Here is a 25,273-nt window from a genome sequence, read left to right as displayed (position 1 = left end):
TTTTAGAGTATTTTTGTTCAAAATTTGTTGCTTTTCTAGAGTTGCAAAAATAACTTTTTTTAATCAATTTTCGGGCCAACCATATATTTTATATCACAAAACACCAAATATGCCTCTTTTGTAGATTTTAATTTTCAATAAAAAAATCATCTTTAAACCCAATTAAGTATAATTTTTTCTTGGCTCTGGTAACTGCCGTATATAACCATCTTAAATAATCTTTATTAATCCCATCCGGAAGATAAGGTTGTTCTATAAACACATTATCCCACTGCCCTCCTTGTGATTTATGACATGTAATAGCATAAGAGAATTTAACCTGTAAACTGTTAAAAAACTTATTATTCTTTACTCCCATAAATCGTTTGTACTTAGATTTTTCATCCTCAAAATCTTTTAGTACTTCTTGATACAATTTATTTGATTCTTCATATGATAAAGATGGAGTTTCTGATGTTAATGTATCTAATAACAAGACAGTTTCAAAAGGTTTTTGATTTGGGTAATCAACCATATTAACATTAACTATTGCAAATCGAAATCCATATAATTCTTTTATAGAAAAAATCTCTAAAACTTTAATTATATCTCCATTGGCAATAAAACCAGCCTCACTTTTATTGTCTAACCAAAAATAATTATTCTTAACCACCATCAAATAATCTCCGGGTGATAGTTCTTCTTCTTGAAAAAGTATCCTTGAGCGAATCTGTTGATTATAAATATTAGCTCTTTTATTAGAACGAAGTATAATCACAGATTCTTCATGACCTACACTAGAATATGCCTCATTTAATGCATCCATAATCTCATGACCATCAAAAAATCTAACTATATCAGGATATCCTGATACCTGAAATTGAAAAGAATCGTAAAAACCATCATTAATAATTTCTCTTAGCCGGGTAGCATTCATTAAAATACCACTATTTTCTGCTTGTCGTACTACTTCATCCAGCTCTATCTGAGTAACTTCTTTATTAAACCCCATTGCAAGATTATTAGGATCAAGCGCAGGGCTTACTTCTAATTTTACAGGTGGCAATTGCGCCGTATCCCCAATAAAAAGAATTTTGCAATTATGTCCAGAATACACATACATCATTAGATCATCTAGTAAAGATCCATTTTCGAATAATTTACTATCGCTAGGAGTATCTGGTATCATAGAAGCCTCATCTACAATAAAAATAGTGTTACGGCTTTTATTTTGTTTTAATTGAAAAGCTAATCCACCACTTTTATTCTTTTTAGGATAATAAATATTCCTATGAATAGTCTGGGCCTGCTTTCCCGAAAAATTACTAATCACTTTGGCTGCACGCCCCGTAGGAGCAAGTAAAACTGCATTTAATTTAGCTTTCCATAGGTTTTTAACCAAAGATCCTATCAAAGTAGTTTTTCCTGTACCCGCGTATCCTTTTAATAGAAAAAGTGATTCTTTTGCCCCTGATAACACAAAATAAGATAGTTTTTGTAAGACAATATCTTGTTTTATAGTAGGTTCAAAAGGAAAATCTTCTTTTAATAATTCATAAAATTCTTTTTCCTTCATTAAAAAAACTTGTCTATATGGTTCATATCTCTATTAATAAATCAAAGATAGGGATGATTTTTTGGCAATAAACTTTTACGATTAAAAAAAAATTGTAGATTTGCGTATACACTAATGTTTAAAGCTAAATCATAAAATGAAAATTGTTGTTCAATTAGTTCTGTGGGTTATTATAGGAGTTTTGGGATACTTAGTATTCAATTCTGTTAATGGTCCTGTAAAGTTCAATAAAATAAAGCAAGCTAGATATGCAAAAGCTGTTGAAAATTTAAGAGATATTCGTACAGCTCAATTAGCATACAGATCAGTGACTGGAAAATTTGCTAAAGATCCTGTTAAATTAGTTGCTTTTATAGATACTGCTAAATTTACATTAACCCAAAGAAGAGATTCTAGTTTTATTAGATTTAATAAGATACTCAAAATTGATGAACCAAGAGATACGGTTATTGTTGACACTCTTGGATATGCATCTGTAAAAGATTCTTTATTCAAAACAGGAAATCATAAAAATATGATTAAAATACCTATAAGTGGTGTTGAGTCTAATTTTGTAATGGATGCTGGTTATATTAACAAAAATGACCTTAGAATCCCGGTTTTTGAAGCTAAAGTATCTAAAGATATATTACTACACGATCAAGATAAAGACTTATTAGCTCAAGAGAAAGAAGTACGTTCTGTTGATGAAGTTAATGGTGGGTTTCTTTCGGTAGGATCAATGACAGAAGTAATGACTTCTGGTAACTGGCCAAGAACTTATGGTGCAAACGATCAATAATACAATTGATAATACATCAAAAACATTGTCCATTCAGGTAAGCTTGAATGGACTTTCTTTTTGTACCGTAAATACTAATAATCAAATAACATCTATAGAGCACGAAACCTTTGGTATACAATTAAGTCCTAAACAAGTACTTGATAAAATCAAATATACTTTTGATCACAATCACAACCTAAAAGAAGTTTTTGATACTATCGAGGTAATATATCAGAATGAGCTATACACTGTAGTTCCTAAACCTCTATTTAGCGAAAAATTATTAAATGAGTACCTTAAGTTTAACACGAAGGTGCTTCAAAATGATTTTATCGCTTTTGATGAATTGAATCCCCATAATATTGTAACAGTATACATTCCTTATACCAATATTAATAATTTCTTTTTTGATACATTTGGGTCTTTTACCTATAAACACTCCAGTACCATTCTAATAAATTCTTTGCTTACTCAAGAAAAAAACAGCGAATCTATTACCGTTTTTGCGAACATGAATGATGCTTCTTTTGATATTATAGTAATCAATAAAGGAAATTTGATATTAAGTAATACATATAAATATCAAACCAAAGAAGATTTTTTGTATTACCTATTGTACACTACAGAGCAATTACAACTAAACCCAGAAGAATTCAATTTGGTATTTTTAGGAGATATTTCTAAAGATAGTGAGTTTTTCAATATTGCATATACTTATATTCGTCACATAAGTTTCGGAAGCCTTCTTCAGAAACCACAAATAACAGAAGATATAGCATCTTTTGAGCCTCATAAACATTTTGTATTACTTAGTCATTTTTAAATATGCGTATTATCTCAGGAAAATATAAAGGAAAAAGACTTACAGCACCTAAAAAGTTGCCCGTACGTCCTACTACTGATATGGCAAAAGAGGCGTTGTTTAATATCTTAAGAAATCAATACAACTTCTCTCAAATATCTGTTTTAGATCTTTTTGCAGGAACAGGAAACATAAGCTATGAATTCATATCCAGAGGAACAGAGGATGTAACTGCAGTAGATTCTCACTATGCATGCCTTGGATATATCAAAAGTGTAGCAAAGGAACTGGACTCTCCTATTGAAACCATAAAAAGTGATGTGTATAGCTATCTCGAAAAAGTAAAACGAAAAACAGATATCATCTTTGCTGATCCCCCATATGATTTTACTACAGATCAGTTTAGTAAAATTGCAACATTAGTTTTTGAAAATGAATTATTAAATGAGCATGGGGTCTTGATTATTGAGCATTCTAAACATACCTCTCTCGAGGAATCACCATATTTTAGTAATTCGAGAAAATATGGAGGATCTGTTTTTAGTTTTTTTGAAAAATAAATCTACAAAAAAGCCTCCTTATATATTAAGATTCAGTCATTACCGAGGTTCTGATCGAAAATTCATCAATAGTCGTAAGGTTGCTTAAAGAATTAATTTGATAAGCAGCATTACTAATAATCTCTTCATAAAAGGCCAAAACTTTGACATCAAACCCAGGAGTATCTTCTGCTGTAATTTTAAATATATCCATTTGGTAAATGAAATTATTTAGGATATGATGACTAGAAGAAAGCATAGCTTTATAAATATTTAGTTTTGCATTTTCCATCTTTACTTTTTTAGCATTTTGCCGTGTGTCTATAAGTAGAAATACAAAAAATATTAATATTGGAATTATCATTTCGTCAAATTCAAATTGCTCTATACTTGCCAATAATGCAATAGCTTTTTCAAATAATTCTAATTCTAAGACAATGGATGTTACGTAAATAAAAATAGATAACACTAATCCGATACATGTTAGTTTATACTTATTCATTAGTTTAGAGTTAGGGGGTTAGGGGAATAACGATTTGTGAAGAATTTAAATGTTACGGTTTACAAATACTACATAAAATTGTAAATAAACGTTCGATTTTCAATACTAAATATATAGGAAAAAATAGCAACTTGTAGTAATTTACATGTATTTTAACATTATTTGTAGTTATAGTTAAAGTTCTTTTATAAGTATGTTAAGTAAACAAACTGACAGTCAACTACATATCTAAGGACTATTTATGATCAAAACAGCATTCTTTTAAGCCACTTCTTTTCCTGTAGAAGCTACCCAAATCATAAACCATTCTTCATCAGTAATTTTAATCGCTAAAGCATCTACTGCTGATTTAATACGATTAATTTTGGTCGACCCAATAACTGGAAGAATACCAGAGGGATGTTTTATAATCCAAGATGTTAGAATCTGATCAGACGTAACATTATATTTTTCAGACAACATATTAACCACTTTATTAATCCTCACAACCCTATCTTCAGGCTGTTTCATAAAGAATTTTCCTCCTGCAAGTGTAGAATACCCCATGGGTTTAACATGTTCGGTAATACATTGATCCAAGGTACCATCTACAAAAGGGTCCAAATGAAGTGGAGAGACTTCTATCTGGTTTGTTGCCAAAGGTATAAACTTATGTAACATCTCAAATTGTTGTATCGTAAAGTTTGACACTCCAAAACGCAATACCTTACCCTCATTTTTAAGTTTGGTAAAAGCCTCTGCAATCTCTTCAGGATTCATTAGCGGACTTGGTCTATGAATCAAAAACAAATCTATATAATCTGTATTTAGATTCTGTAAAGATTGTTCTGCACAATTTATAATATAATCTTTACTGGTATTGTATGATTGAATAACAGTATCAGGGCGGTTAGGTGTTACTAATTTAATACCACATTTGGTAACAAGTTGCATTTTTTCGCGAAGAGAAGGTTGTTTTTTAAGTGCATTACCAAATAATGTTTCTGTAGTATAATGCCCATAGATATCTGCGTGATCAAAAGTAGTAACATCTATAGCAAGACAACCTTCAATCAATTCCTGAGCTTGATCTATGGTTAAATTAGCTCCCCATTCTCCCCAGTTCATACACCCGGCTACTATACGCGAGCATATAGAATCTTGACACGAAACCTTAATACTCATATTTTTAACTTTTGAAAATTACTACCACTCTTAACATCATTATCAATCAATAGTCTATCGCTTCATATATTAACCTTTGTATCTCTGAACGAATATCATGAGATATAAGTTTTCGATTCGCGGCATTAGGGAAAGTACGATTACTTAAAAAGACATATATTATTTCCTGTTCTGGATCTGCCCAGGTAAATGTTCCTGTAAAGCCACTATGACCAAAACTAGTCATTGATATACAACCGCAAGTCGGTCCTACATCACCCAATTGTGGTTTATCAAACCCTATTCCTCGTCGTACATTTCGATGGCAATAATGACATGTATTAAACTCATCTAATGTTTCTTCTCTAAAATATTGCTTGCCGCCATAATATCCTTTATTGAGATACATTTGCATTATCTTAGTAACATCATTAGCATTAGCAAAAAGTCCAGCATGCCCAGCAATTCCTCCTAACATAGCTGCTCCCTGATCATGAACATACCCATGAACAACCTCATCTCTAAAAATCCTATCATGCTCTGTAGGAACAATTCTCTTTTTTCTGAATTGCGTTAAAGGTAAATACGAGGCATTATTAGCTCCCAATGGTTTATAAAAATGTTGCTGAGTGAGCTTATGTAACGTATTGCCATAATGATTCTCTATATATGTTTTTAAAAGATAGTACGGCAAATCACTATACTTATATTTTAATCTATCCCTTAATTCACTATCTCTAATTCTTAGAAGTAAAGAATCCTTCATGTCACTTCTGAAATAAAGATTATTAGTGACTTCAATATTAAAATCTTTAGAGCGGCTTTTTCTATAATATTTCTTATCAGGTTTTCGTGTCACAGAATCCATTGTTTGCAAATAAAAAGGAATCCAAGCCTTTAATTTTGCATAATGCGACAGCATCGATCTTAAGGTGATATTTTCTTTATTAGATCCCTTAAAAGAGGGTAACATCTTTCCTACCCTAGTATTTAAAGAAATTATTCCTTTATCCTTTAGCTCTATGGTAAGCGGTAAAGTAGCTAATATTTTGGTCAAAGACGCCAGATCATAAACATCAGACCCTTTAACTTTTCTAAATTTATTATAGGTATGGTATCCATAATTTTTATTAAACACTACTTTTCCTTTCCTTGCAACGATTAGCTGTACACCCGGTGCCATTTTTTCTTTTAGTGCAAAATCCACTATAGAATCAATTCTATTAAGTTTATAAGAATTCATCCCTACACTTTCGGGCAATCCATAAGATAACCTATTTAAGGCTCTGGTCTCATATCCTGTACCTGCAGGAAATTCTTCTCCAATGCTTACAGGAAGTTTTCCTTTGGCCTCTAAAGCTCCAAAAAGTAATTGTGCCGTTTTCTCCTGAGCCACCTTACTATTTTGATAGGACATCACTATACCTTCAAAATTTGTAGTGGTTAGCATATCTAACATTGCATAAGGTCGTGCAAATATACTAAGAACTGTAGTGTTTAACCTGGCAATCTCGTATAACCAAACCAATTCTTTATCCTTAAACTTATATTCTGCCCAGGGTGAGTCGTTAGATTTATGAAAACCTACAATAACATAATTATAGTTTTTTAATTGCTCTACCATTTCACCCAATTGATTGGCTTTTACCCATTCGACCTGAGTGTATTTGCTTAGTTCTTCATAAAATGTTTCTCCAGAATCGTCTCCAAGGGAAACATAAGCAATTTTTTTTAGGTCAAGGTTTTTAATCGGCAGTGTAGCTCTTTCATTTTTTATAACAGTCAAAGAATTTTCGACCAAATCATGAAGCAGCACTTTATTTTTTACACTATTTAATTCCTCATAAAGGAAATCTGTTTCTACAGGTTGATAGGCATTAAGGCCAGCTTTATATTTAGCCAATAAGATCTTTCTTACAGAATACGATAAACGCTCTTCTGTAAGAGCTCCAGAGTAATATGCAGATACTATTTTTTGGGATGCTAATGGCACATCTTCCGACATTAAAAGAATATCATTTCCTGCCAAAAAAGCTGCTAAATCAATATCGCCCGGGGCTTTAAAATTAGAAGCTCCTTTCATATTAAGAGCATCTGTAAAAATTAATCCTTCAAACCTTAAACTATCTTTTAATACTCCAGAAACTACTTTTTTAGAAATAGAAGACGGATAGTCTGATCTATATTCTAAACTAGGAATATTAAGATGAGCAACCATAATACTGGATAGCCCTTCATTAATAAGTTTTTTATATGGATATAATTCGATACTATCAATTCTTTTGGCATCGAAATTAATAGTAGGTAATGTATTATGTGAATCAGTATCGGTATCCCCATGGCCAGGAAAATGCTTTGCACTAGCCAGAATCCCCTCTCGTTGCATACCTTTCATAAAAGCCAGTGCTTTTTGAGTTACCTTTTCTTTATCTTCTCCAAAAGAACGATTACCAATGATTGGATTTTTAGGGTTTGTATTAATATCTACAACAGGTGCAAAATTAATATGCACTCCCATTCGTTTGCAATGCCTTGCTACTTGTCTTCCTGTTTCTTCTATTAGATGATTATCTTGTATTGCTCCAAGGGTCATATTCCAGGGAAAAGCCTGTGTCGAATCTAATCGCATACCTAGCCCCCATTCTGCATCTATACCTATTAATAATGGTATTTTGGATAATTTCTGATATTCATTATTTAGCTTAGCCTGTCGCTTGGGGCCTCCTTTAGAAAAAATAACGCCTCCAATCATAAACTCTTCAATGAGTCGTTTTATTTTATCTGTTTCTCTTTGAGGATCAGAAGAAGATACATTTACCATAAACAACTGACCCACTTTTTCTTTAAGGGTCATTCTATTATAAATGCTATCCACCCACCTTTGTTGGGTTTCAAAATCTTCTGCTAATAAAGGGTTTTCTGATTGAGCATCAACGCTAAAAGTGATTAGAAAAATTATAAAATAAAAATACTTTTTTATGATATGCCGCACGAAAATTTTAATTTAAAAAACGGTTATGCCAACTATCTCTTGCTGGGACTTCCCAATTGATTCGATATTCGGCAATATTAGTAACCAGGTTATTGAAAACGATAGTATTTGGGGATACTGATCTATTTTTAGCCATTTTCTTAAAATCTGTAAGAGGTTTATAGGCTACAAATTCTCCTTGCTTAAAAGACACATTCATCTTGTCCATTAAGTCTACATCATATGTTTGTTCTAATTCCTGAACAAAACGAACAGAGGCATCTATAGAGCACCCTGTTGCCTGATTCATCCCCTGGTCTAGTCCAATGGTTATAAATCGTTTATACTTTATTTCATAACCTGCTTTTAGATCAGCACCATGGGCTGTCCACTGAGTTATAAATTCTTTTATTTTTTTTTCGATTTCTTCCAGTTCATCCAACGTGAATGACCGATTTGCCTGATAAATCCACACTCGAGATGTTTCCGGAAGGTCATTAAAATCTACCAACATGAGCTATTTTTTACTAAAGTAACAAAAACTATTGCTATTTACGATTATAGAAAAGAGTTAATATGAAAAAACATATTAACTCTAATAAAATTGTGTATAATTAAGAAAAAAAATTACAAATCCTGAGCATTAGCAATAAGTTCGGCCACATCCATAACTTGTATACTTTCTTCTTTTTCTTTACTCTTTACCCCGTCTGTCATCATTGTATTACAAAAAGGACATCCCGCGGCAATAATATCTGGTTTGGTTTCTAAGGCATCTTCTGTTCGTTCAACATTAATATCCTTATTTCCAGGTTCTGGTTCTTTAAACATCTGGGCACCTCCAGCTCCACAACATAATCCATTTCGTTTACAGCGCTTCATTTCTACAAGCTCTACTTCTAATTTTCTAAGTAAATCTCTTGGTGCTTCATATACATTATTTGCTCTACCCAGATAGCATGGATCATGAAATGTAATTCGTTTACCTTTAAATTTTCCTCCTTCAACTTTTAATCTACCTTCATCCAGAAGGGATTTTAGAAATTGAGTATGGTGCATTACTTCATAATCTCCTCCTAGTACAGGATATTCATTTTTTAAGGTATTAAAACAGTGAGGGCATGCAGTAACTACTTTTTTAATTTCGTAGGCATTCATTACCTCTATGTTTGTAACCGCCTGCATTTGAAACAAGAATTCATTACCTGCTCTTTTTGCCGGATCTCCCGTACAGCTTTCTTCGGTACCTAATACAGCAAAATCTACATTAGCATTATGAAGTAATTTCACAAAAGCTTTTGTGATTTTTTTAGCTCTGTCGTCAAAACTACCAGCACAACCCACCCAAAACAAAACTTCTGGTTTCTTGCCTTCTGCCATATATTCTGCCATTGTTGGCACCTTTACTGTCTCACTCATATTATACTATTTAAAGTTTAGGAGTTTACCTAGAGGTTAACATCCTAAAACTCATATTTAATCATGTTTTCCATCATCAAAAACTTCGATGGTCACAACTCTTTCTACCAATTCTGTAAATTTACCAGTATATCGTGTTGCTTTTACCAGGTGATTATCAATCCAATGGTAGTTTCCTCCTCTTGGTTTTCCCATCAAAAGGCTATGGTATTTAAAACCACATTTCTTTAACCATGTCTCGGTCACATCTCTGTGTTCTTCGGTTCTTGAAGTAAAGAAGCATATAACATGTCCTTGGTCATACCATTTATTTAATGTAACTAATGCATCAGGAAAAGGCTCACAAGTAACCATTCGTCCTGGTTCTTCATTAGGTACATCTTCGGTTATAGTCCCATCAATATCAATAAGATAATTCTTGACACCTTCTGGCAAGACCGGACTCACATGTTCTCCTTCTTCTATTTTATCATGCAATAATCTTTCTACTTCTTCCTTTTTCATAATTTCTATTAATTTGTGGTTTAATTGGTTAAAAGTTTTGGTTAAAGTTTAATTTATTTTGATTGGTTATTTAATAAAAATTATTCGTTGCTCCAGTTTAATCTGTCCATTTGGTTAAATGGCCATGGAGCTCCATTATTTTCTATATTGGTCATCATATTATTTAGATCAGATGGTGCTGCACTTTGCTCCATTACCAGGTAGCGTCTCATATCTATAATAATAGACAATGGACTAATACTAACCGGGCAAGTCTCTACACAGGCATTACAACTGGTACAAGCCCACAATTCTTCAGGAGTAATGTAGTCATTCAGCAATTGTTTTCCATCATCTACAAAGCTACCGTTCTTATCAATATTATCTCCTAATTCTTTTAAACGATCCCTGGTATCCATCATAATTTTACGAGGGGATAATTTTTTTCCTGTTTGATTTGCAGGGCATTCGCTTGTGCAACGACCACACTCGGTACACGTATATGCGTTTAGTAATTGCACCCAGTTTAAATCTGCAACATCTGATGCTCCAAATTTCTCTGGTTCTCCTTCTTGTTGATCATCGGCAGGAGCAGCAAAAGGATCTGCACTTGGATCCATCATTAATTGCACTTCTTTGGTAACAGCTTCGAGGTTATCAAGCTCTCCTTTAGGATTAAGATCCCCGTAATATGTATTCGGAAATGCCAACAGGATATGTAAATGTTTTGAAAAATATAAATAATTTAAGAACACTAATATTCCTATAATATGCACCCACCAGCATGCTCTTTCTAATACAATTAGAGCTGTTTCTGACATCCCATTAAAAAGCGGGGATATATACTGACTTATTGGGTATGCCCCAGCCTTGATATAATGATCTGCTCCTAATGTTTGTAATTGAAGATCTGATGCATTCATTACCAAAAACAAGGTCATCAAAACCATCTCGAAATACAGAATGAAGTTTCCATCATTTTTTGGCCATCCTTTCATCTCTGGATTCCAGAAACGTTTTAATTTAATCACATTACGACGAATCCAAAATAAAACAACTCCTACAAATACAAGGAATGCCAAAATCTCAAACGAACCAATTAAGAAATCATACAACCCTCCTAGAAACGCAAAAATCCTATGTGTACCAAAAATACCATCGATGATAATTTCTAATACTTCTATATTGATGATAATAAACCCTAGATATACAACAATATGCAATATCCCAGCTACAGGTCGTCGTACCATTTTAGACTGTCCTAATGCTATCCTAGCCATATTTTTAAATCGCTCTCCTTTATTATCAGAACGATCTACGTCTTTTCCTAATCTGATATTACGAATGACTTTGCGGACATTTTTTGTAAAATATCCAATACCCGCTACCAAAACAAGTATAAATAGGATATTAGGTATGTATTGCATAATTTTTTAATTTATTGAATCTGTTGGTTTTTCGTAAGGAGCATTTTTCTTTCCAAAAACCGAAATATGAACATATCGTTTTGGATTTAATCGTAAATCCTGTATCAGTAATTCCAGTTGTTTACTGGTTTTTTCTAAATTATCATATAATTTATCGTCTTTCAGTAATTTCCCAACTGTTCCTCTTCCTGAGTTAATGTCTTTTGAAATTTTCTCAAAATTGGTCAATACTCTTTCCAGGTCTTTTCCTAATTTGGCCACATTTATCTGAGCTAGAGAATCTGAAACCTTATTAAGATTAGTCGACATTTTATCCAGATTGGTAAATGTATTATTTAACTTTTCTTCATTACCCGAAAGAATAGTATTTAAAGAGCTCGAAGCTCCTTTAAAATTCTTAACTGTTATACTTAAATCTTTAAAAATAGAATTCAGATTATTTTTATTATCTACATTAAGAATCCCGTTAACCGAGTTTAAAAGCGTGTCTGCATCTGTAATTGCAGCTTCAAGTTTTTCTTGCAAAGGCGCGAGCTTATCATTTACCAACTCTAGAAGACCTGCTTCTATCTTGCCTGGTAATGTATCTTTATCTTTTGCTTCGAGGCCTTGCTCATATATAGGCATTATAGCTAGTGATTTTCCACCTATCAAGCCACCGCCATATACTTTGGCCATGCTGTTCTTTGAAAATGAAAAATCGCTATCTACATTAAACTCTACAACAAGGTTACCCTTGGTATCTGCAAAACTAATAGAAACCACTTGTCCTACAACCATACCATTTATGGTCACGGGAGAAGAAGGTATTAATCCTTCTACATTATCATAAATAGCATAAAAGGTTCTATCGTTTTCTAAGAGATTTTTTCCCTTCAGGAAACTATAGCCAAAGATTAAAAGTGCTATTGCGCAGATTGCTAATATTCCTGTTTTGACTTCTCGAGTAAATTTCAAAATAGATTATATTTTAGGACACAAATTTAGAATAAAAATACATTTCTACTGGTAATTTCCTAAGGAATTATCAGTATTTATTTAGATTAATTCGAAGATGTATCAGCTTTTAGAGCTTCTGTTAAAGGAATTAATTCACTATTACGAAAAGCAACGACAAAGCTAGAATCAAATCCTTTACCGACTGCAATTTCTCTTAATTCTTGTATTAAAGTATAATTAGACGTACTTCCGTAGTAATACTTATACAGGTCTCCCGTTTTATTTTTAGACAACTGATCCAAACCATTAAAATTAAACGATTGTAATTCTATGTCACTGGACCCTGCTGCAATTTGCACCTTAAACGTGATATCATCATACACCCGATCTCCTTCCATTTTGGCAGTTACTCGTGTTACTTCGGGGGTTTTGGGCGGATCTACTTTATAAATAGCATCAAGGCTTTCTTTATAATCTACAATCGAGGTTGTGATGGATTTTGCCATAGCTCCCTGTCCTTTTTTAGAATTAAGATATTTTCCTTCGCTATTATTGGTTAGAAAACCTAATTCGATAAGAACACTAGGCATATAGGTTTGATGTAAAACCACAAAACCAGCTTGTTTTACTCCTCTACTCTTTCTTTCTAATGATTTTTTAAATCTATTCTGTACAAAACTAGCAAGTGTAAGGCTCTGATCCAGGTATTCTTCCTGCATTAAAGTAAGCCCGATAATTGATTCGGGAGAATTGGGATCAAACCCATCATAATTCGCTTCATAATTATCCTCTAGTAGGATTACCGAGTTTTCATTTTTTGCTACATTAAAGTTTTCATTATTAGCATGTAACCCCAATACAAAGGTTTCTGTACCATAAGCTTGAGAGCGGTGGGAGTTGCAATGTACAGACACAAAAAGATTTGCTCCGGCTTTATTGGCTATGCTTCCTCTTTCATGTAACTCTATAAAGGTATCTGTTTTTCGAGTATACACTACTTTAAACCTACCATCGTTTTCTAAAGCCGTACCTACTGCCAAAACTACACTTAATGCGATTTCCTTTTCTTTATATCCATTTCCACGGTTCCCGGGATCATGACCTCCATGGCCAGCATCCAAGACAACAACAAATTTTTCTTTTTCCTGAGCAACCACATTGGCATCAAAAACAGGTGTGACACATAAAAAAACTGATAAAAAAACACTACATACTATACTTCGTCTCATCAACTACAATAATTTTACTACTAATTTTGAAACATTTTCGTTATGTTTCAGTATTTAATATAACAAGTTAAAAATCTAAAGATTGTGATTTATATAATAAACCTATATCTTCTATGTTTATACAGCTTAGAAGGTATGCTTTTGACATAATTTTTTATTTTTTTATGAATTACAATCTAAGCATAAAAAATATATGTAATTTTGGCACTTCAAAAACTGAGCCATAGTTATACAAAAATAGGATTTAAACCATTGCAAACAACGGTACGTTACATACTTTATTCACTAAGTTTTTCACTGTTTTGTATTTCTCAAATTACAGCACAGGAAATAAACGAGACTAAGGAGGTTCCCATTCCTGCTAATCAGGATACTATAAACTCTATTATAGTCAATCCAGAGGAATTACTCAATGAAAAAGCTCAGGACACGGTCAAAAAAGACACACTTGCTGCAGAACCACAACTGTTAACAGATAAAGTGGTCTATAAAGCCACTGACTATATGAGGCTAAGTCGTAAAGAGAACAAGATGTATCTTTATGATAATGCCGAGATCGTGTATGGAGAAATGCAGATTAATGCTGGATTTATTGTAGTAGACAATGCTAAAAATGAGGTATATGCCTATGGAATTAAAGATTCTCTGGGTGAATATGTACAAACTCCTGTTTTTAAACAAGCACAGAATGTAGTAGAACCAGATTCTATTCGTTTTAATTTTGATACCGAAAAGGCATTGATATATAATTCTCGAACAGAACAAAACGGGTTTAGGATTAAAAATGAAATTTCAAAACGTGAGAATGATTCTGTGATTTACATGAAAAATGTAAAATTTACTACTTCAGAAAATATTGAAGATCCAGAATATTATTTTTATGCCCGTAGAATTAAGTTTGTCCCTAAAAAGAAAATTGTAACGGGGCTTGTTAATATGTTTATTGCCGATGTCCCTACTCCGTTGGGGTTACCGTTTGGATATTTCCCATTAACAGAGGACAGAACTTCGGGATTTATTATTCCTAGTCCGGGAGAAGAAAATAATCGTGGATATTTTCTTCAAAATGGTGGGTATTATTTTGCTATTAGTGAATATGTAGATCTAACCCTTATGGGGGATTATTATACTAATGGTAGTTATACTTTTGCTGCAGAATCTGCCTATGCCCTACGTTATAAATATAGAGGAAATCTTAGGTTTAGGTATGAAAACAACCTGCGTAGCGAAAGAGGGTTTCCTGATTTTGCCAAAACCACGACATACAATATCCAATGGACTCATAGCCAGGATGCAAAAGCCAATCCGAACTCCAGGTTTTCGGCTTCTGTGAATTTTGGTAGTAGTGACTTTTTTCAGCAATCTACCAACCAACTCAATACAGGTAATTTTCTGAATAATCAAATCAGTTCTAATATATCCTATGCTAAGACATTTCAGGGAGATCCCCAGGTTAATGTTAATCTTGCAGCTACTCATAACTCTAATACTAATACTGGAACTGTAAATTTATCACTCCCAAATATGAATCTGAGTGTATCACGAGTATTTCCGTTTGCTCCAAAAGTAGGCGCTAAAAAAGGGATCATACAGAATATAAATACACAATATAATTTTAAAGGAGAAAACAGAATACAAACTACCGATGATGATTTATTCTCGGCTGATATGTTTAAAGGTGCCAAAATAGGAATGCAGCATACGATTCCTTTAACTACAAACTTTAAGATATTCAAGTACCTTAGTGCTACAGCAGGGACAAATTTTCAGGAAAACTGGGTATTTGAGACGATAAAGCAAAGTTATGACTCTAATGCTAATGATGGTGCTGGCGAAGTGGTACGAGATACTATAAAAGGCTTTGATGCTTTTCGTACGTATAACTTTTCAACGAGTCTGGGAACAACCATTTATGGTACTTTCAAGTTTAAGAAAGGTAAAAAAATAGAAGCGATTCGCCATACCATGAGACCTTCTATTAGCTATAGCATCAACCCTGCGTTTAGTGAATTTTATGATAGCTATACGGTTACCGATGATCCTAATACAACTAATATTAATGAAACAGAAGTTGTAGAATACTCCAGATTTGAAGGGGGTTACTTTGGAGCACCGAGTAATGTATTTTCTAGCAGTATTGGATTTTCTCTTAGTAACAATGTAGAAATGAAGGTAAAAAGTAAGGACAGTACTGCTACAGAAGCCAAAAAAGTCACCCTATTAAATAACCTTAACTTTAGTACATCTTATAATGTTGCAGGAGATTCTTTAAAGTTAAGTCCGCTATCTATTACTGGTAATATTCCTATTATCCAAAATAAGCTAGATATTAACTTTAATGCACAATTAGATCCTTATGCGTTAGATAACAATAATCGCAAAATCGATGTGTGGAATATCGATAATGGAGGTAGTCTTTTTCGCTTAACCAGAGCTAGTGCTAATTTTGGGTATTCATTTTCTAGTAAAGATTTTGAGAAAGGAAAAGTTAATGAAGATCCTCTGGATAATCAAAACTTTAGAAATGAAGGCCGGCCTGACAATCTGTTTGGGGGAGTTACCGATTTTGGAGAGGATCGTTCTTTTGATAAAAACAAAAGTAAAAATGCAGATAAAGACATAAAAAACTATAATTACAAAATACCCTGGACTTTGCGACTGTCATATAATGTTAATTATAGTAATAGTGCTCGGCAAAATGAAATATCATCGCACTCTATCATGTTTTCTGGTGATGTAGAACTCGCGCCGCGATGGTCTGTTGGAGTATCTTCGGGATATGATTTAAAGAATCCCGGGTTTACATATACCAATTTAAGATTTCAGCGAGATCTAGAAAGTTGGGTTATGAATTTTAATTGGATTCCATTTAGTGAAAGAACATCATGGAATTTCTTTATAGGTATCAAATCATCGATGCTTAGTGATATTAAATGGGACAAAAGACGTGAACCAGACAGACAGTTATAGGTAGTTTAAAGTTTCTAGTTAGCAATAAAATTATAAATTAATACAATATACTATCACATGAAAAAAATCATAACTACGACCAAAGCCCCAGCTCCTATCGGTCCTTATAGTCAGGCTATTTTAAACGGAAATACATTATATACATCAGGTCAGATTGCTATTAATCCAGAAACAGGAGCATTAGTTCTGGATGACATTACAACTGAAGCCAAGCAGGTAATGCAGAACCTAAAAGCTGTATTGGATGAAGCCGGAATGACATTCGAGAATGTTCTTAAAACCACTATTTTTTTAAGTGACATGAATAATTTTGCTGAAGTAAATGCCGTATATGGTAGTTATTTTAATGAAGAGACTGCACCAGCAAGAGAAACTGTAGCGGTGTTAACTCTACCTAAATCGGTGAACGTAGAGATCTCTGTAATTGCTGTAAAGTAATCTACTATACCAGTATTGTTAGTCCGAGCTTGTTGAAGTTTTTAGCGATTAATCTTATAAAAATCTCAACAAGCTTTGTTTAATCTTCGTTTTACATTAAAACTCTACTTGTTACACTTCCTTTTTTATTTTTGGCAACATCTCATTATCGATATAAGATGGGATCGATATCAGAAAACACATAGTGATTAATCCCCTCCTATAATTTCTATTTGCATAGCATCAATATGTTCGTCTAAAAGAATTTGACATGCCAATCTGCTGTTGGGATAATACTCTAATTGATTTTTTAGTATGTTGTTCTCCAGTCCTTCAAAAAACTGCATTGGAGTATTAGATAAATGAACCCGAATATGGCAGGTACCACACAGCCCTCTACCTTTACAATCCCCTATTTCATCATGTAGCCTGTTGACTAATAATTCCATAAGGTTGCGATACTCAAATCTTTTAAATTCTAAAACATAAACATCCCCAATAGTATCTTTGACATATACCGTATACATTACATCTAATTATGTCTGCAAATTACAATTAGGAGTTTACTTTACCTTATGATTTAACTCATAAAATAAGTAGAAGAGTATATGTAGCTTTGTTGTATAAAAAAACAATTACTATGCAATTAACCTCATTACTTAAGGATCTTACCTACGGGGACGCAAAACCTGTAATCACCAAATTAATAGAAAATGATGCTACCAAAGAAATTAGAATCGTTTTTAAAAAAGGACAGGAAATGAAAAGTCATAAAACCCCGTTTCCGATTACTGTGTCTATTTTTGAAGGCGAAATCAATTTTGGTGTTCATGATGCCGATCATATTCTTAAAAAAGGAGATCTTATTTCTCTGGAGCCTAGCATCATTCATAATCTAATCGCACTAGAAGATAGCATAGTACGACTATCGCTCTCTAAGAACGATTCTGTAGAGAGAGTACAAAAAGTAACCGAGCAATAAACCTCATATATAAGTAAAAGCAAAAAACAGTCACTAAAGTGTGACTGTTTTTTGCTTTTACTATGTTTCATGGATTACGAATCCGAGCTGAAACAGTATTAAAATAATGCCTTATTGCAGTTCCAAAATTGCACGCTCCAGAACTTCATCTTTTGTTAAATCACCCCAATCTACAAGTGCTTCAATATCTGGTGGAACTCCATTTTCATAATCAGGACTCTTATCTAATGTCAGTGCTTGTGTAATAGAGAATCTATATGTCCAACCATTAGGTAATTGTCCTCCATTAGGCAGGCCAAGGCCTCCTCCTGTAGTATCTCCTATAAGCGTAATGTTTGGAAGCGCTTTGGTGGCAAGTGAGAAAAATGAACCAGCACTATATGTTCCTCGATCCACTAATACAACAATTTTATTTTCATATCGTATTCCATTATACGGAGAGACATATACCGGCTCGGCTTCAGAAAAATCATTTCGCCCTGGACCGCTTTTTATTCTAGAATAGTTAACCAGCGTTTTACGCTCAACAAAACGACTTAAAATTTTGAAAATATCGGTTACAGCTCCGCCTCCATTTTCTCGCATATCCAAGATTAGCCCTTTTGTATTTTTATATCTATTTAGAACAAAATCCAGATTCTTAGCATCCACAGTACCAGGAAAAGAAGGAAAACGCACATAACCAATTTCTTTATTATCAAGAAACTTATGCAAAAACGGTCCTGTAATGTAATAGTCTCGATTTAGATAGCGGTCTTCAATAATACGCCAATCAAAATTATCCTGCCCTAAGTAATCTACTCTATACGTAGAAACATTAAAGTTGGATATTAGATTTGTGTGATCATCTCTTAGCTCTGTTAACATCCCTCCCAATACTTTAAATAGTGAATCTTGACTCATTCCATCATAAATTTTGGCAGAATATTCGGATTTCACAACATCCCAATCAATATTTTTTACATCAAAGTAGGAATATTTCTCATTACATTCATTCCATAGATATTCAAAATTATCTTTTGGATTTGTAGAGGCCAAGTCGTTTTCAAAAAGTGCTTTCTCACAAGAGATAAGTGATAGACTTATTAATAATATACTATATAGCTTTCTCATTATTTATTATTGGTATTAAATAGAAAAGTGAGTTTAAGAAGATGGGCAGACATTTCGAATTTATCAAAATCTCCTCCGGTTTTATAAGCATCCCATACATACGAAAATCGTAATGCATTTTTGTTCTTAAGAGAAATTGTATAGTCTAAAGAGCTATTCACCCTAAACCCAGAAAACATATCGAACTCATACTCATCAAATATATTTGCTTCATTTAACAAGCCTGATTGCCCATTATACACATATCCATTTCGAAACGAGCTATTTACTAATCCTACATTTAGCCTAAATGCTAAATTTCTCGTTCTCTTTTTCAACTTATATTTAATAAATAAGAATTTTTTACTCTTTTCTTCTTTGCGGCTTATATCTTTTTCGATTTTAACAGAGCCAAAAAGAGTTGGGATAATTTCGACTCCCACTCCGTTATTACCAAATCCCTCATTCGTTCTAAAATTAGTGGTGGTATTAAATAATCCACCTACTTTTACATTTAACTTTGGAGAACTAAGCATGTTTAACCGGTATAACCTAGAATAGTACAAGGATACACTATGAAGCTTACTACTTTGGGAATGACTGTTAAAGCCATTATGAAACTGTCCAAAAAGGTAGGATGCTCCAATTTCGGATTCTCTTTCTACATCGGCTTTAGTATATGATAGCGCTATGTTTCTTGGTGTCCCTTTATAAAAAAGTGGAGAGGTTGCAAAATCTCTAAAAGATGATCTCCCTAACCCTGCAGTAAACCCTATATAGGCAGGTCTGTTTTTTCTTTTTTCTTTCTTAGAAAGCTCCGGATTTTCCGTTTGCGAAATACCTGCTACCGATATAAACAGTAACAGCATAATGACAATTCTATTTTTTCTTATCATTTAGATGTTAGTTTTGATTTTAATGATTTAATGATATGAGTGTAAGTTGTTAACTTAATGACAACTGAAAAAGCAATAGGTTGCATCGTTTCCAAAATCTTTAATGAGCTTAGTGTGGGTTTTATCTTAAATCCACGCCATCAGGTTTATTAATAATTTACCATAACAAAAAAACAGCCACATTATAAGTGACCGTTTTGATATTACTTATGTTTCACGGATTGCAAATCCGCGCCATCGGGGCTTTTCATAATAAAACGAAGAAAAATTGTATTTCGGCAAGCTCTGTAGAACTATCGAGAATAGCTTTTTTGATCCCAAATCCTATTCTCGATACACTTCTTTCTATGGGCGAAGCACTCGAATTGACGAATTTGGGATTCAAAATATCAAAATGCACAATGGGTTAATTATATAATTCATTTGATAATCAAACTTTATAATGCTTTTTTTCAAAAGCACTAGTTTGAGACATTACCATCTCTTAGTCCTTTTCTATAGATATAACAATACCATTCTCATCAAAATACTCCCAAGTACCTACTTTCTTATCAAGTTCATAACGACCTTTCTCCGCTATATTACCATTAGGATAATATTTCTCATAATTACCATGCCATAAGCCCGATTGGTAATGATAAATTTCTGTTATAAGACCATCTTCACTATATTCTTTCCATTCACCATCATTATTACCATTATGATAATAGCCAGACACCATCAACTTCCCATTTACATAAAATTCTTTATGATTTCCATGCAATCCTCCGTTTTGAATTTGAGTCACTAATTTAGGATTACCATTGGGATGAAAATACTTCATTTCCCCTATTAACATACCATTTTTATACTCTTCTATAGAATGGATAGCTCCACCGTCATGATATGATTTCCATATCCCTTGCTTTTTATCATTTTTATCTAAGTACATGACAAAAATATAATCAGTTGATTATCAATAAAATATGAATAAAACAATTAGGATAAAGCATTGATTTTCAGTAAATTAGATGAATAATTCGACCTATTTATCTAATGGAGAAAACCAATGCTATCACTAAAAATAGTGAATTAACTTCTGTTCTCAATACTCATTTTCAAGGAAAAATAAATTTAGCAAGAGTAAAACTCATTTCGCATATTATTATAGCCTTATGCAAAGTGCAAACAGTTACTTTTGAGAAACTATCCAATGCTTTTGACACCTCAGTAAACACAGAGTCCTCTTTGAGGCGTATACAGCGATTTATTGCAGACTATAGTTTAGATTCTGATCTTATAGTCCGTCTTATTTTTAACCTTCTACCTAAACAAGATAAGTTTATCTTGAGTATTGATAGGACCAATTGGAAGTTTGGACAAACCAATATTAATATTTTTATGCTTGGCGTTGTTTATAAAGGTGTTGCTTTTCCATTGTTATTTACAATGCTTGATAAGAGAGGGAATTCAAATAGCACAGAACGCATTGAGTTGATCAATAAATTTATTCGCCTTTTTGGTAAAGATGTCATAGCATCTATTGTTGCCGATAGAGAATTTGTGGGTGAACAATGGTTGGGATTTCTTAACCGAAACGGGATTAGGTATTATATTCGTATTCGGGTAATTCTAAGTATTCTGCGTAGGGGTTAATTACTCGTATGGGTTGTAATATCCTTTGTACATCTCGTAAAAATCTGGCATTTATAAATTCTTCATCTTTGTTTACTTTTCCTGCTGATAATAACCTCTGGTATTGCATAATCTTTTTATCCTGCTCGCTACTTTCATCGATATATAATAAGAAGTTTCTGTTACTATTATCTTCATAGATTGATTCTTGGGTGGTGCAACCTGATACACTTACAGGGCCTTCTACAGTAAGATGTATTGTTTTGGTATTTCCTTTTCTATCTTTATGTACTACGGTTTTTGTAATCTTCTTTTTTGATTGTAGTTCTCTAAGAGGATAGAGCACAGATTCTGCACCGTCTAAATCCTCTATGAGTATGAGTTTATTTCGTAGTTCTGTACGGTTAAAATAATAAAAGGCGTTTGCTGATAGTACCGTAATTTCTATTTTATCTTCTTCGGGGATTAACTCTGCTACTTTGGATTGCAGATGTGTTTTACCAACTCCACTACTACCTAAACTTATACAATGTAATGGATTATTGGTTTTTCTACTGGTAAAGATCAGATACATTAATAATCTGTTGGTTTCTTCTCCTATCACACCGCTTTTACCGATTAGGTCATTTGTCTTTTGTAGTAAATCTTTCCTTTTTAAAAATTTGGTGGCTGCTTGTTTCTCCTTCGTATCTAACTCACGTACATAAATTTCATTTTCTTGATTCTCTTTATCGATCTGATCAATACGGTATTGTTCTAACGCACTTGTGAGATTTTGTAATGTTTCTCGAACTACACTTGTACCTATTTCTATACGTTCTGCTACTTTTCTTACTAATCTCTCTATTGTATTATCGTTATATAAATCTATACTATGTCGTAGTACATTATGATTTTTAGGCTTCTGTATGCTTAATGTAACTCTCATACGTTCTAGATTATTGAACTTGATACCACCTAGAATATGGATTTCTAAATGTTTTGTGAGATAATTGTAGTTGTGTGGATTGGTTGTGTCTAGCATGTTTGAACTATTATTTACATTTAGATATATATCTTTTATTTACACAAATATATATTTAAATATATATAATTACCAAATATATTTTCATTCAATTGTATAAATAGTCCTTTTTGTTTAGTTTTGATATATAATTAGATCATCTTCATGAGTAATACAATAGATACTATAGCAAACAACATTAAGAGATTACGTACTCTTAAAAAACTTTCTCAAAAAGAAGTGTCTTTATCGGTTAGTATTCCACAAGGTCAATATTCGCGTATTGAAAATGGTAAAGTAATGCCTACCATACCTACATTAGAGAAGATTGCGTCTTTATTTGAAGTATCATTAGTAGAGTTTTTTAAAAGTGATAATGCAGAAGAAGCTGTTAATTTACCTTTATTAGAAAAAATTAAAGTAATCGATACGCTTGAAGAAGATGAACGTAATGCATTACTTAAAATGATAGATATGGCTATTTCTAAGAAAAAACTAAAAGATAATCTTACTAATCTTATTTCTTCCTAAAAGCATATTCATAAATAAAACAATATCATTCCTACAAAATATAACTTATCATTTTATACTATATATAATTCGCATGCATTTTTGATCTTAAAAATGTAGCCATGTTTCATAATAAATTAATATACAGTTTGTTACAACGATATTTTAATACTTTTTTGAACCCTTTTTTGAACCAAATTACATTTTCATGTATAAAAATGTAGTACTTTTATGGCTATGTTTAATTATAAAGCTAAGGTTGTTAGGTGGATCGATGGTGATACCTTGCAAGTAGAGATTGATTTAGGGTTTTATGTACAGACCACACAAAAGATACGACTAGCTCGTATTGATGCTCCAGAGTTAGGAGATAGCGTAGCATACAGAGAACGACAAGCCAAACACGCCAGAGCTGTAGCTAAAAAATTCTGCCCAGAGGGTGCGATCGTGACCATTACTACGACCAAACAAAACAAAGACCAATATGCACGATACATTGCAGAAGTTATCTATAATGGTACCAATATGTCTGATTACCTAATCGATAAAAATGTAGCTAAACTATACAAAGAATAAATCTGCCTATAATAAAAAAACCAGCTACATCGCTGTAACTGGTTCTTATATTTATTGCTTACTCTTGCCTGCCAACCTTTGACGGCACCCGTTACAAACGGGCGCTAGCAGGAGCTAGATTTTTTTTATTCAAAATTTTCTTTCCACTTAAATACAATAAATAGATTCCAAAGATTCCTAATATCGATAATGATACTTCACTATACCAAAGTAATAAATGATTTAGCGGACCATCTACGATGCATACCCACACCATAGCTATTGACACAATAGCTAATAAATAAGAAGCTACCCTTTGTTTTTTGAGAAAAAACAAGCCTATTATACTCAATAAGCATAACATCCATTTAATAAAAGTTGTCTGATTACTTTCGTAAAATGCTTCTGTAATATTTGAATATTCGGGATTCATCCTCATTGTAAAATAGTGTAATACATCAACAATAAGGAAAATGATTATAATGATATTTATAGCTTTATTTTTTATCTTCTTTTTCATCTTCTTTTTTGTTTTGTTTTTTCTGATATTCGTTTACCCTTTTTGCAGCAGCATTGTATTCTTTTTTATTATTAAATCTCCTATATGCAAAAGTTCCATCTTTTGTTTTTACAGAAAGCATATATTCTGTAGATGTTTCTCCTCCCTCTGATTTTTCATAACTAAAACCTAAAAACGTACTTCCACCAGCTTCTACGCTTAATATTTCTGTAAAATCTTTTACCCCTTCGCCTTTTCCATTATATGATTTAGGATTGTCATTAAAACTTAAGCCTAGACCAAAATAAGATGTTCGCATATCATCTTCGCCATAAACAGACCTTAAATAATTACCAAACCTTACAGAGGAACCTTCATTTTGTTTTCTTGTTAAGCTAAACCCTTTATCGTGATCATAAGCGTGATTTATTTCATGCCCTGTAACATAGGTGCTTCCTGGATCTCCACCATTAATGCCAAATCTCCAAACAGATGAAGGATAATATATTGTTCTTGATCTTCCATTTTCTCCTTTACCATCATAAGCTGAGTTTCTTGACCAAAAAACACTTTCCATTGTGTAATTTCGAGTTGAATTAATTAATTGGTCAAGTCTTCCTCTTCCCAAATTAGTAGCTGCTATTTGGGCAAGTTTTGTCAAAGCATCTTTTGTGTTATCCCCAACAATAATTTTTTTACCATCAGGATCTAGATACAAAATGGGATTGTTTGCTGTATATGCATAGGTGCTAAAATCTCTATATTTATCTGCAAGAGGATCAATATTCATCCAACGACCAATAGAGGCATTATAGTTTCTTGCTCCAAAATCCATCCAATCAAGACCAAGCTCGTCCTGTTCTTCTTTCCCACCAAACCCATAGTTATGTTTTCTACCATTCACGGCAAAATTGTAACCTTTATGTTGCAGTCCAAAGGGATAATAGTTTACGCGTTTTTTTT

26 protein-coding genes are annotated in these 25,273 nt (G+C 32.8%); 9 read left to right on the top strand and 17 right to left on the bottom strand.

All coding sequences use genetic code 11. From position 1 onward, the window contains the following. Window positions 1-127 precede the first annotated feature (127 nt). On the bottom strand, window positions 128-1,555 hold the full coding sequence (locus Z054_RS0105250) for an ATP-dependent DNA helicase (protein ID WP_024769031.1): 1,428 nt from the start codon (window positions 1,553-1,555) through the stop codon (window positions 128-130). A 136-nt stretch (window positions 1,556-1,691) separates the two neighbouring features. On the opposite strand from Z054_RS0105250, the gene Z054_RS0105245 reads away from it, so the two are divergent. Genes Z054_RS0105245 through rsmD form a run of 3 tightly spaced genes read left to right on the top strand, consistent with a single transcriptional unit; the run spans window position 1,692 to window position 3,680 of the window. Further along, window positions 1,692-2,336, top strand: coding sequence for a type II secretion system protein (locus Z054_RS0105245; protein WP_024769030.1), 645 nt, complete (start codon window positions 1,692-1,694; stop codon window positions 2,334-2,336). Continuing rightward, a complete protein-coding gene (locus Z054_RS0105240) occupies window positions 2,317-3,141 on the top strand; it encodes a DUF3822 family protein (RefSeq protein ID WP_024769029.1) in 825 nt (274 codons plus the stop codon). Before Z054_RS0105245 ends, Z054_RS0105240 begins: the two co-directional genes overlap by 20 nt. Window positions 3,142-3,143: 2 nt before the next feature. Continuing rightward, window positions 3,144-3,680, top strand: coding sequence for a 16S rRNA (guanine(966)-N(2))-methyltransferase RsmD (rsmD, locus tag Z054_RS0105235; protein ID WP_024769028.1), 537 nt, complete (start codon window positions 3,144-3,146; stop codon window positions 3,678-3,680). Window positions 3,681-3,705: 25 nt separating this feature from the next. Here rsmD and Z054_RS0105230 read toward each other — a convergent pair whose 3' ends face one another. From Z054_RS0105230 to Z054_RS0105190, 9 genes are all read right to left on the bottom strand, one after another. Further along, entirely contained in the window at window positions 3,706-4,161 is a 456-nt protein-coding gene (locus Z054_RS0105230; protein ID WP_024769027.1) for a hypothetical protein, read from the bottom strand. Between the two features lie 261 nt (window positions 4,162-4,422). Beyond that, window positions 4,423-5,325: an aldo/keto reductase gene (locus Z054_RS0105225; RefSeq protein WP_035090713.1), complete on the bottom strand. Its 903-nt coding sequence runs from the start codon at window positions 5,323-5,325 to the stop codon at window positions 4,423-4,425. 46 nt (window positions 5,326-5,371) lie between these two features. Further along, a complete protein-coding gene (locus Z054_RS0105220) occupies window positions 5,372-8,296 on the bottom strand; it encodes a glycoside hydrolase family 3 N-terminal domain-containing protein (RefSeq protein WP_084050110.1) in 2,925 nt (974 codons plus the stop codon). Window positions 8,297-8,303: 7 nt separating this feature from the next. Beyond that, window positions 8,304-8,789 carry a hypothetical protein gene (locus tag Z054_RS0105215; RefSeq protein ID WP_024769024.1) on the bottom strand — a complete coding sequence of 162 codons (486 nt, stop codon included), beginning with the start codon at window positions 8,787-8,789 and terminating at the stop codon, window positions 8,304-8,306. Between the two features lie 113 nt (window positions 8,790-8,902). After that, window positions 8,903-9,694, bottom strand: coding sequence for a (Fe-S)-binding protein (locus Z054_RS0105210; RefSeq protein WP_024769023.1), 792 nt, complete (start codon window positions 9,692-9,694; stop codon window positions 8,903-8,905). A 57-nt stretch (window positions 9,695-9,751) separates the two neighbouring features. After that, window positions 9,752-10,198, bottom strand: coding sequence for an HAD family hydrolase (locus tag Z054_RS0105205; protein WP_024769022.1), 447 nt, complete (start codon window positions 10,196-10,198; stop codon window positions 9,752-9,754). Between the two features lie 80 nt (window positions 10,199-10,278). Then, window positions 10,279-11,604 carry a (Fe-S)-binding protein gene (locus tag Z054_RS0105200; protein ID WP_024769021.1) on the bottom strand — a complete coding sequence of 442 codons (1,326 nt, stop codon included), beginning with the start codon at window positions 11,602-11,604 and terminating at the stop codon, window positions 10,279-10,281. 6 nt (window positions 11,605-11,610) lie between these two features. Next, the gene (locus Z054_RS0105195; protein ID WP_024769020.1) at window positions 11,611-12,561 is read right to left on the bottom strand and encodes an MlaD family protein; all 951 of its coding nucleotides are present in this window, start codon (window positions 12,559-12,561) and stop codon (window positions 11,611-11,613) included. 86 nt (window positions 12,562-12,647) lie between these two features. Next, on the bottom strand, window positions 12,648-13,772 hold the full coding sequence (locus tag Z054_RS0105190) for an N-acetylmuramoyl-L-alanine amidase family protein (RefSeq protein ID WP_024769019.1): 1,125 nt from the start codon (window positions 13,770-13,772) through the stop codon (window positions 12,648-12,650). A 201-nt stretch (window positions 13,773-13,973) separates the two neighbouring features. On the opposite strand from Z054_RS0105190, the gene Z054_RS0105185 reads away from it, so the two are divergent. Both Z054_RS0105185 and Z054_RS0105180 read left to right on the top strand, forming a co-directional pair. Continuing rightward, on the top strand, window positions 13,974-16,742 hold the full coding sequence (locus Z054_RS0105185) for a putative LPS assembly protein LptD (protein WP_024769018.1): 2,769 nt from the start codon (window positions 13,974-13,976) through the stop codon (window positions 16,740-16,742). Between the two features lie 57 nt (window positions 16,743-16,799). After that, the gene (locus tag Z054_RS0105180) at window positions 16,800-17,180 is read left to right on the top strand and encodes a RidA family protein (protein ID WP_024769017.1); all 381 of its coding nucleotides are present in this window, start codon (window positions 16,800-16,802) and stop codon (window positions 17,178-17,180) included. A gap of 188 nt (window positions 17,181-17,368) precedes the next feature. Here the strand turns inward: Z054_RS0105180 and Z054_RS0105175 are convergent, their stop codons facing one another. Continuing rightward, entirely contained in the window at window positions 17,369-17,686 is a 318-nt protein-coding gene (locus Z054_RS0105175) for a 2Fe-2S iron-sulfur cluster-binding family protein (RefSeq protein WP_024769016.1), read from the bottom strand. 113 nt (window positions 17,687-17,799) lie between these two features. On the opposite strand from Z054_RS0105175, the gene Z054_RS0105170 reads away from it, so the two are divergent. After that, window positions 17,800-18,141 (top strand): cupin domain-containing protein, encoded by a 342-nt coding sequence (locus Z054_RS0105170; protein WP_024769015.1) that lies wholly within the window; start codon window positions 17,800-17,802, stop codon window positions 18,139-18,141. A 111-nt stretch (window positions 18,142-18,252) separates the two neighbouring features. Here Z054_RS0105170 and Z054_RS0105165 read toward each other — a convergent pair whose 3' ends face one another. The 3 genes from Z054_RS0105165 to Z054_RS0105150 all read right to left on the bottom strand — a co-directional run bounded on the left by Z054_RS0105165 (window position 18,253) and on the right by Z054_RS0105150 (window position 21,060). After that, window positions 18,253-19,254: a S41 family peptidase gene (locus Z054_RS0105165; RefSeq protein WP_024769014.1), complete on the bottom strand. Its 1,002-nt coding sequence runs from the start codon at window positions 19,252-19,254 to the stop codon at window positions 18,253-18,255. Then, window positions 19,254-20,129 carry a hypothetical protein gene (locus Z054_RS0105160; RefSeq protein ID WP_024769013.1) on the bottom strand — a complete coding sequence of 292 codons (876 nt, stop codon included), beginning with the start codon at window positions 20,127-20,129 and terminating at the stop codon, window positions 19,254-19,256. The genes Z054_RS0105165 and Z054_RS0105160 overlap by 1 nt, the downstream gene beginning before the upstream one ends. Window positions 20,130-20,613: 484 nt before the next feature. Continuing rightward, window positions 20,614-21,060 carry a toxin-antitoxin system YwqK family antitoxin gene (locus Z054_RS0105150; protein ID WP_024769011.1) on the bottom strand — a complete coding sequence of 149 codons (447 nt, stop codon included), beginning with the start codon at window positions 21,058-21,060 and terminating at the stop codon, window positions 20,614-20,616. A gap of 104 nt (window positions 21,061-21,164) precedes the next feature. On the opposite strand from Z054_RS0105150, the gene Z054_RS0105145 reads away from it, so the two are divergent. Then, window positions 21,165-21,764: a hypothetical protein gene (locus Z054_RS0105145; RefSeq protein ID WP_024769010.1), complete on the top strand. Its 600-nt coding sequence runs from the start codon at window positions 21,165-21,167 to the stop codon at window positions 21,762-21,764. Here the strand turns inward: Z054_RS0105145 and Z054_RS0105140 are convergent. Beyond that, window positions 21,712-22,767 carry a hypothetical protein gene (locus tag Z054_RS0105140; protein ID WP_024769009.1) on the bottom strand — a complete coding sequence of 352 codons (1,056 nt, stop codon included), beginning with the start codon at window positions 22,765-22,767 and terminating at the stop codon, window positions 21,712-21,714. The two genes, Z054_RS0105145 and Z054_RS0105140, sit on opposite strands and share 53 nt — an antisense overlap. A 144-nt stretch (window positions 22,768-22,911) precedes the next feature. Between Z054_RS0105140 and Z054_RS0105135 the strand changes: the two genes are divergently transcribed. Then, complete coding sequence (locus Z054_RS0105135; RefSeq protein ID WP_024769008.1) at window positions 22,912-23,277, top strand: helix-turn-helix domain-containing protein; 366 nt, start codon at window positions 22,912-22,914, stop codon at window positions 23,275-23,277. 210 nt (window positions 23,278-23,487) lie between these two features. Then, complete coding sequence (locus Z054_RS0105130) at window positions 23,488-23,832, top strand: thermonuclease family protein (protein ID WP_024769007.1); 345 nt, start codon at window positions 23,488-23,490, stop codon at window positions 23,830-23,832. A gap of 91 nt (window positions 23,833-23,923) precedes the next feature. On the opposite strand, the gene Z054_RS0105125 is transcribed toward Z054_RS0105130, so the two are convergent. Together Z054_RS0105125 and Z054_RS27900 are read right to left on the bottom strand one after the other, a co-directional pair. Continuing rightward, entirely contained in the window at window positions 23,924-24,331 is a 408-nt protein-coding gene (locus Z054_RS0105125) for a hypothetical protein (protein WP_024769006.1), read from the bottom strand. Continuing rightward, window positions 24,309-25,273 (bottom strand): RHS repeat-associated core domain-containing protein (locus tag Z054_RS27900; protein ID WP_035090706.1); only part of this gene is annotated, 965 nt, incomplete at its 5' end. The genes Z054_RS0105125 and Z054_RS27900, both read right to left, overlap by 23 nt.

The organism is Aquimarina macrocephali JAMB N27, from assembly GCF_000520995.1.
Classification (GTDB): Bacteria; Bacteroidota; Bacteroidia; order Flavobacteriales; family Flavobacteriaceae; genus Aquimarina; species Aquimarina macrocephali.
The sequence above is the reverse complement of the archived record's forward strand: the minus strand, read 5'-3'. Positions and strand labels throughout refer to the sequence as shown.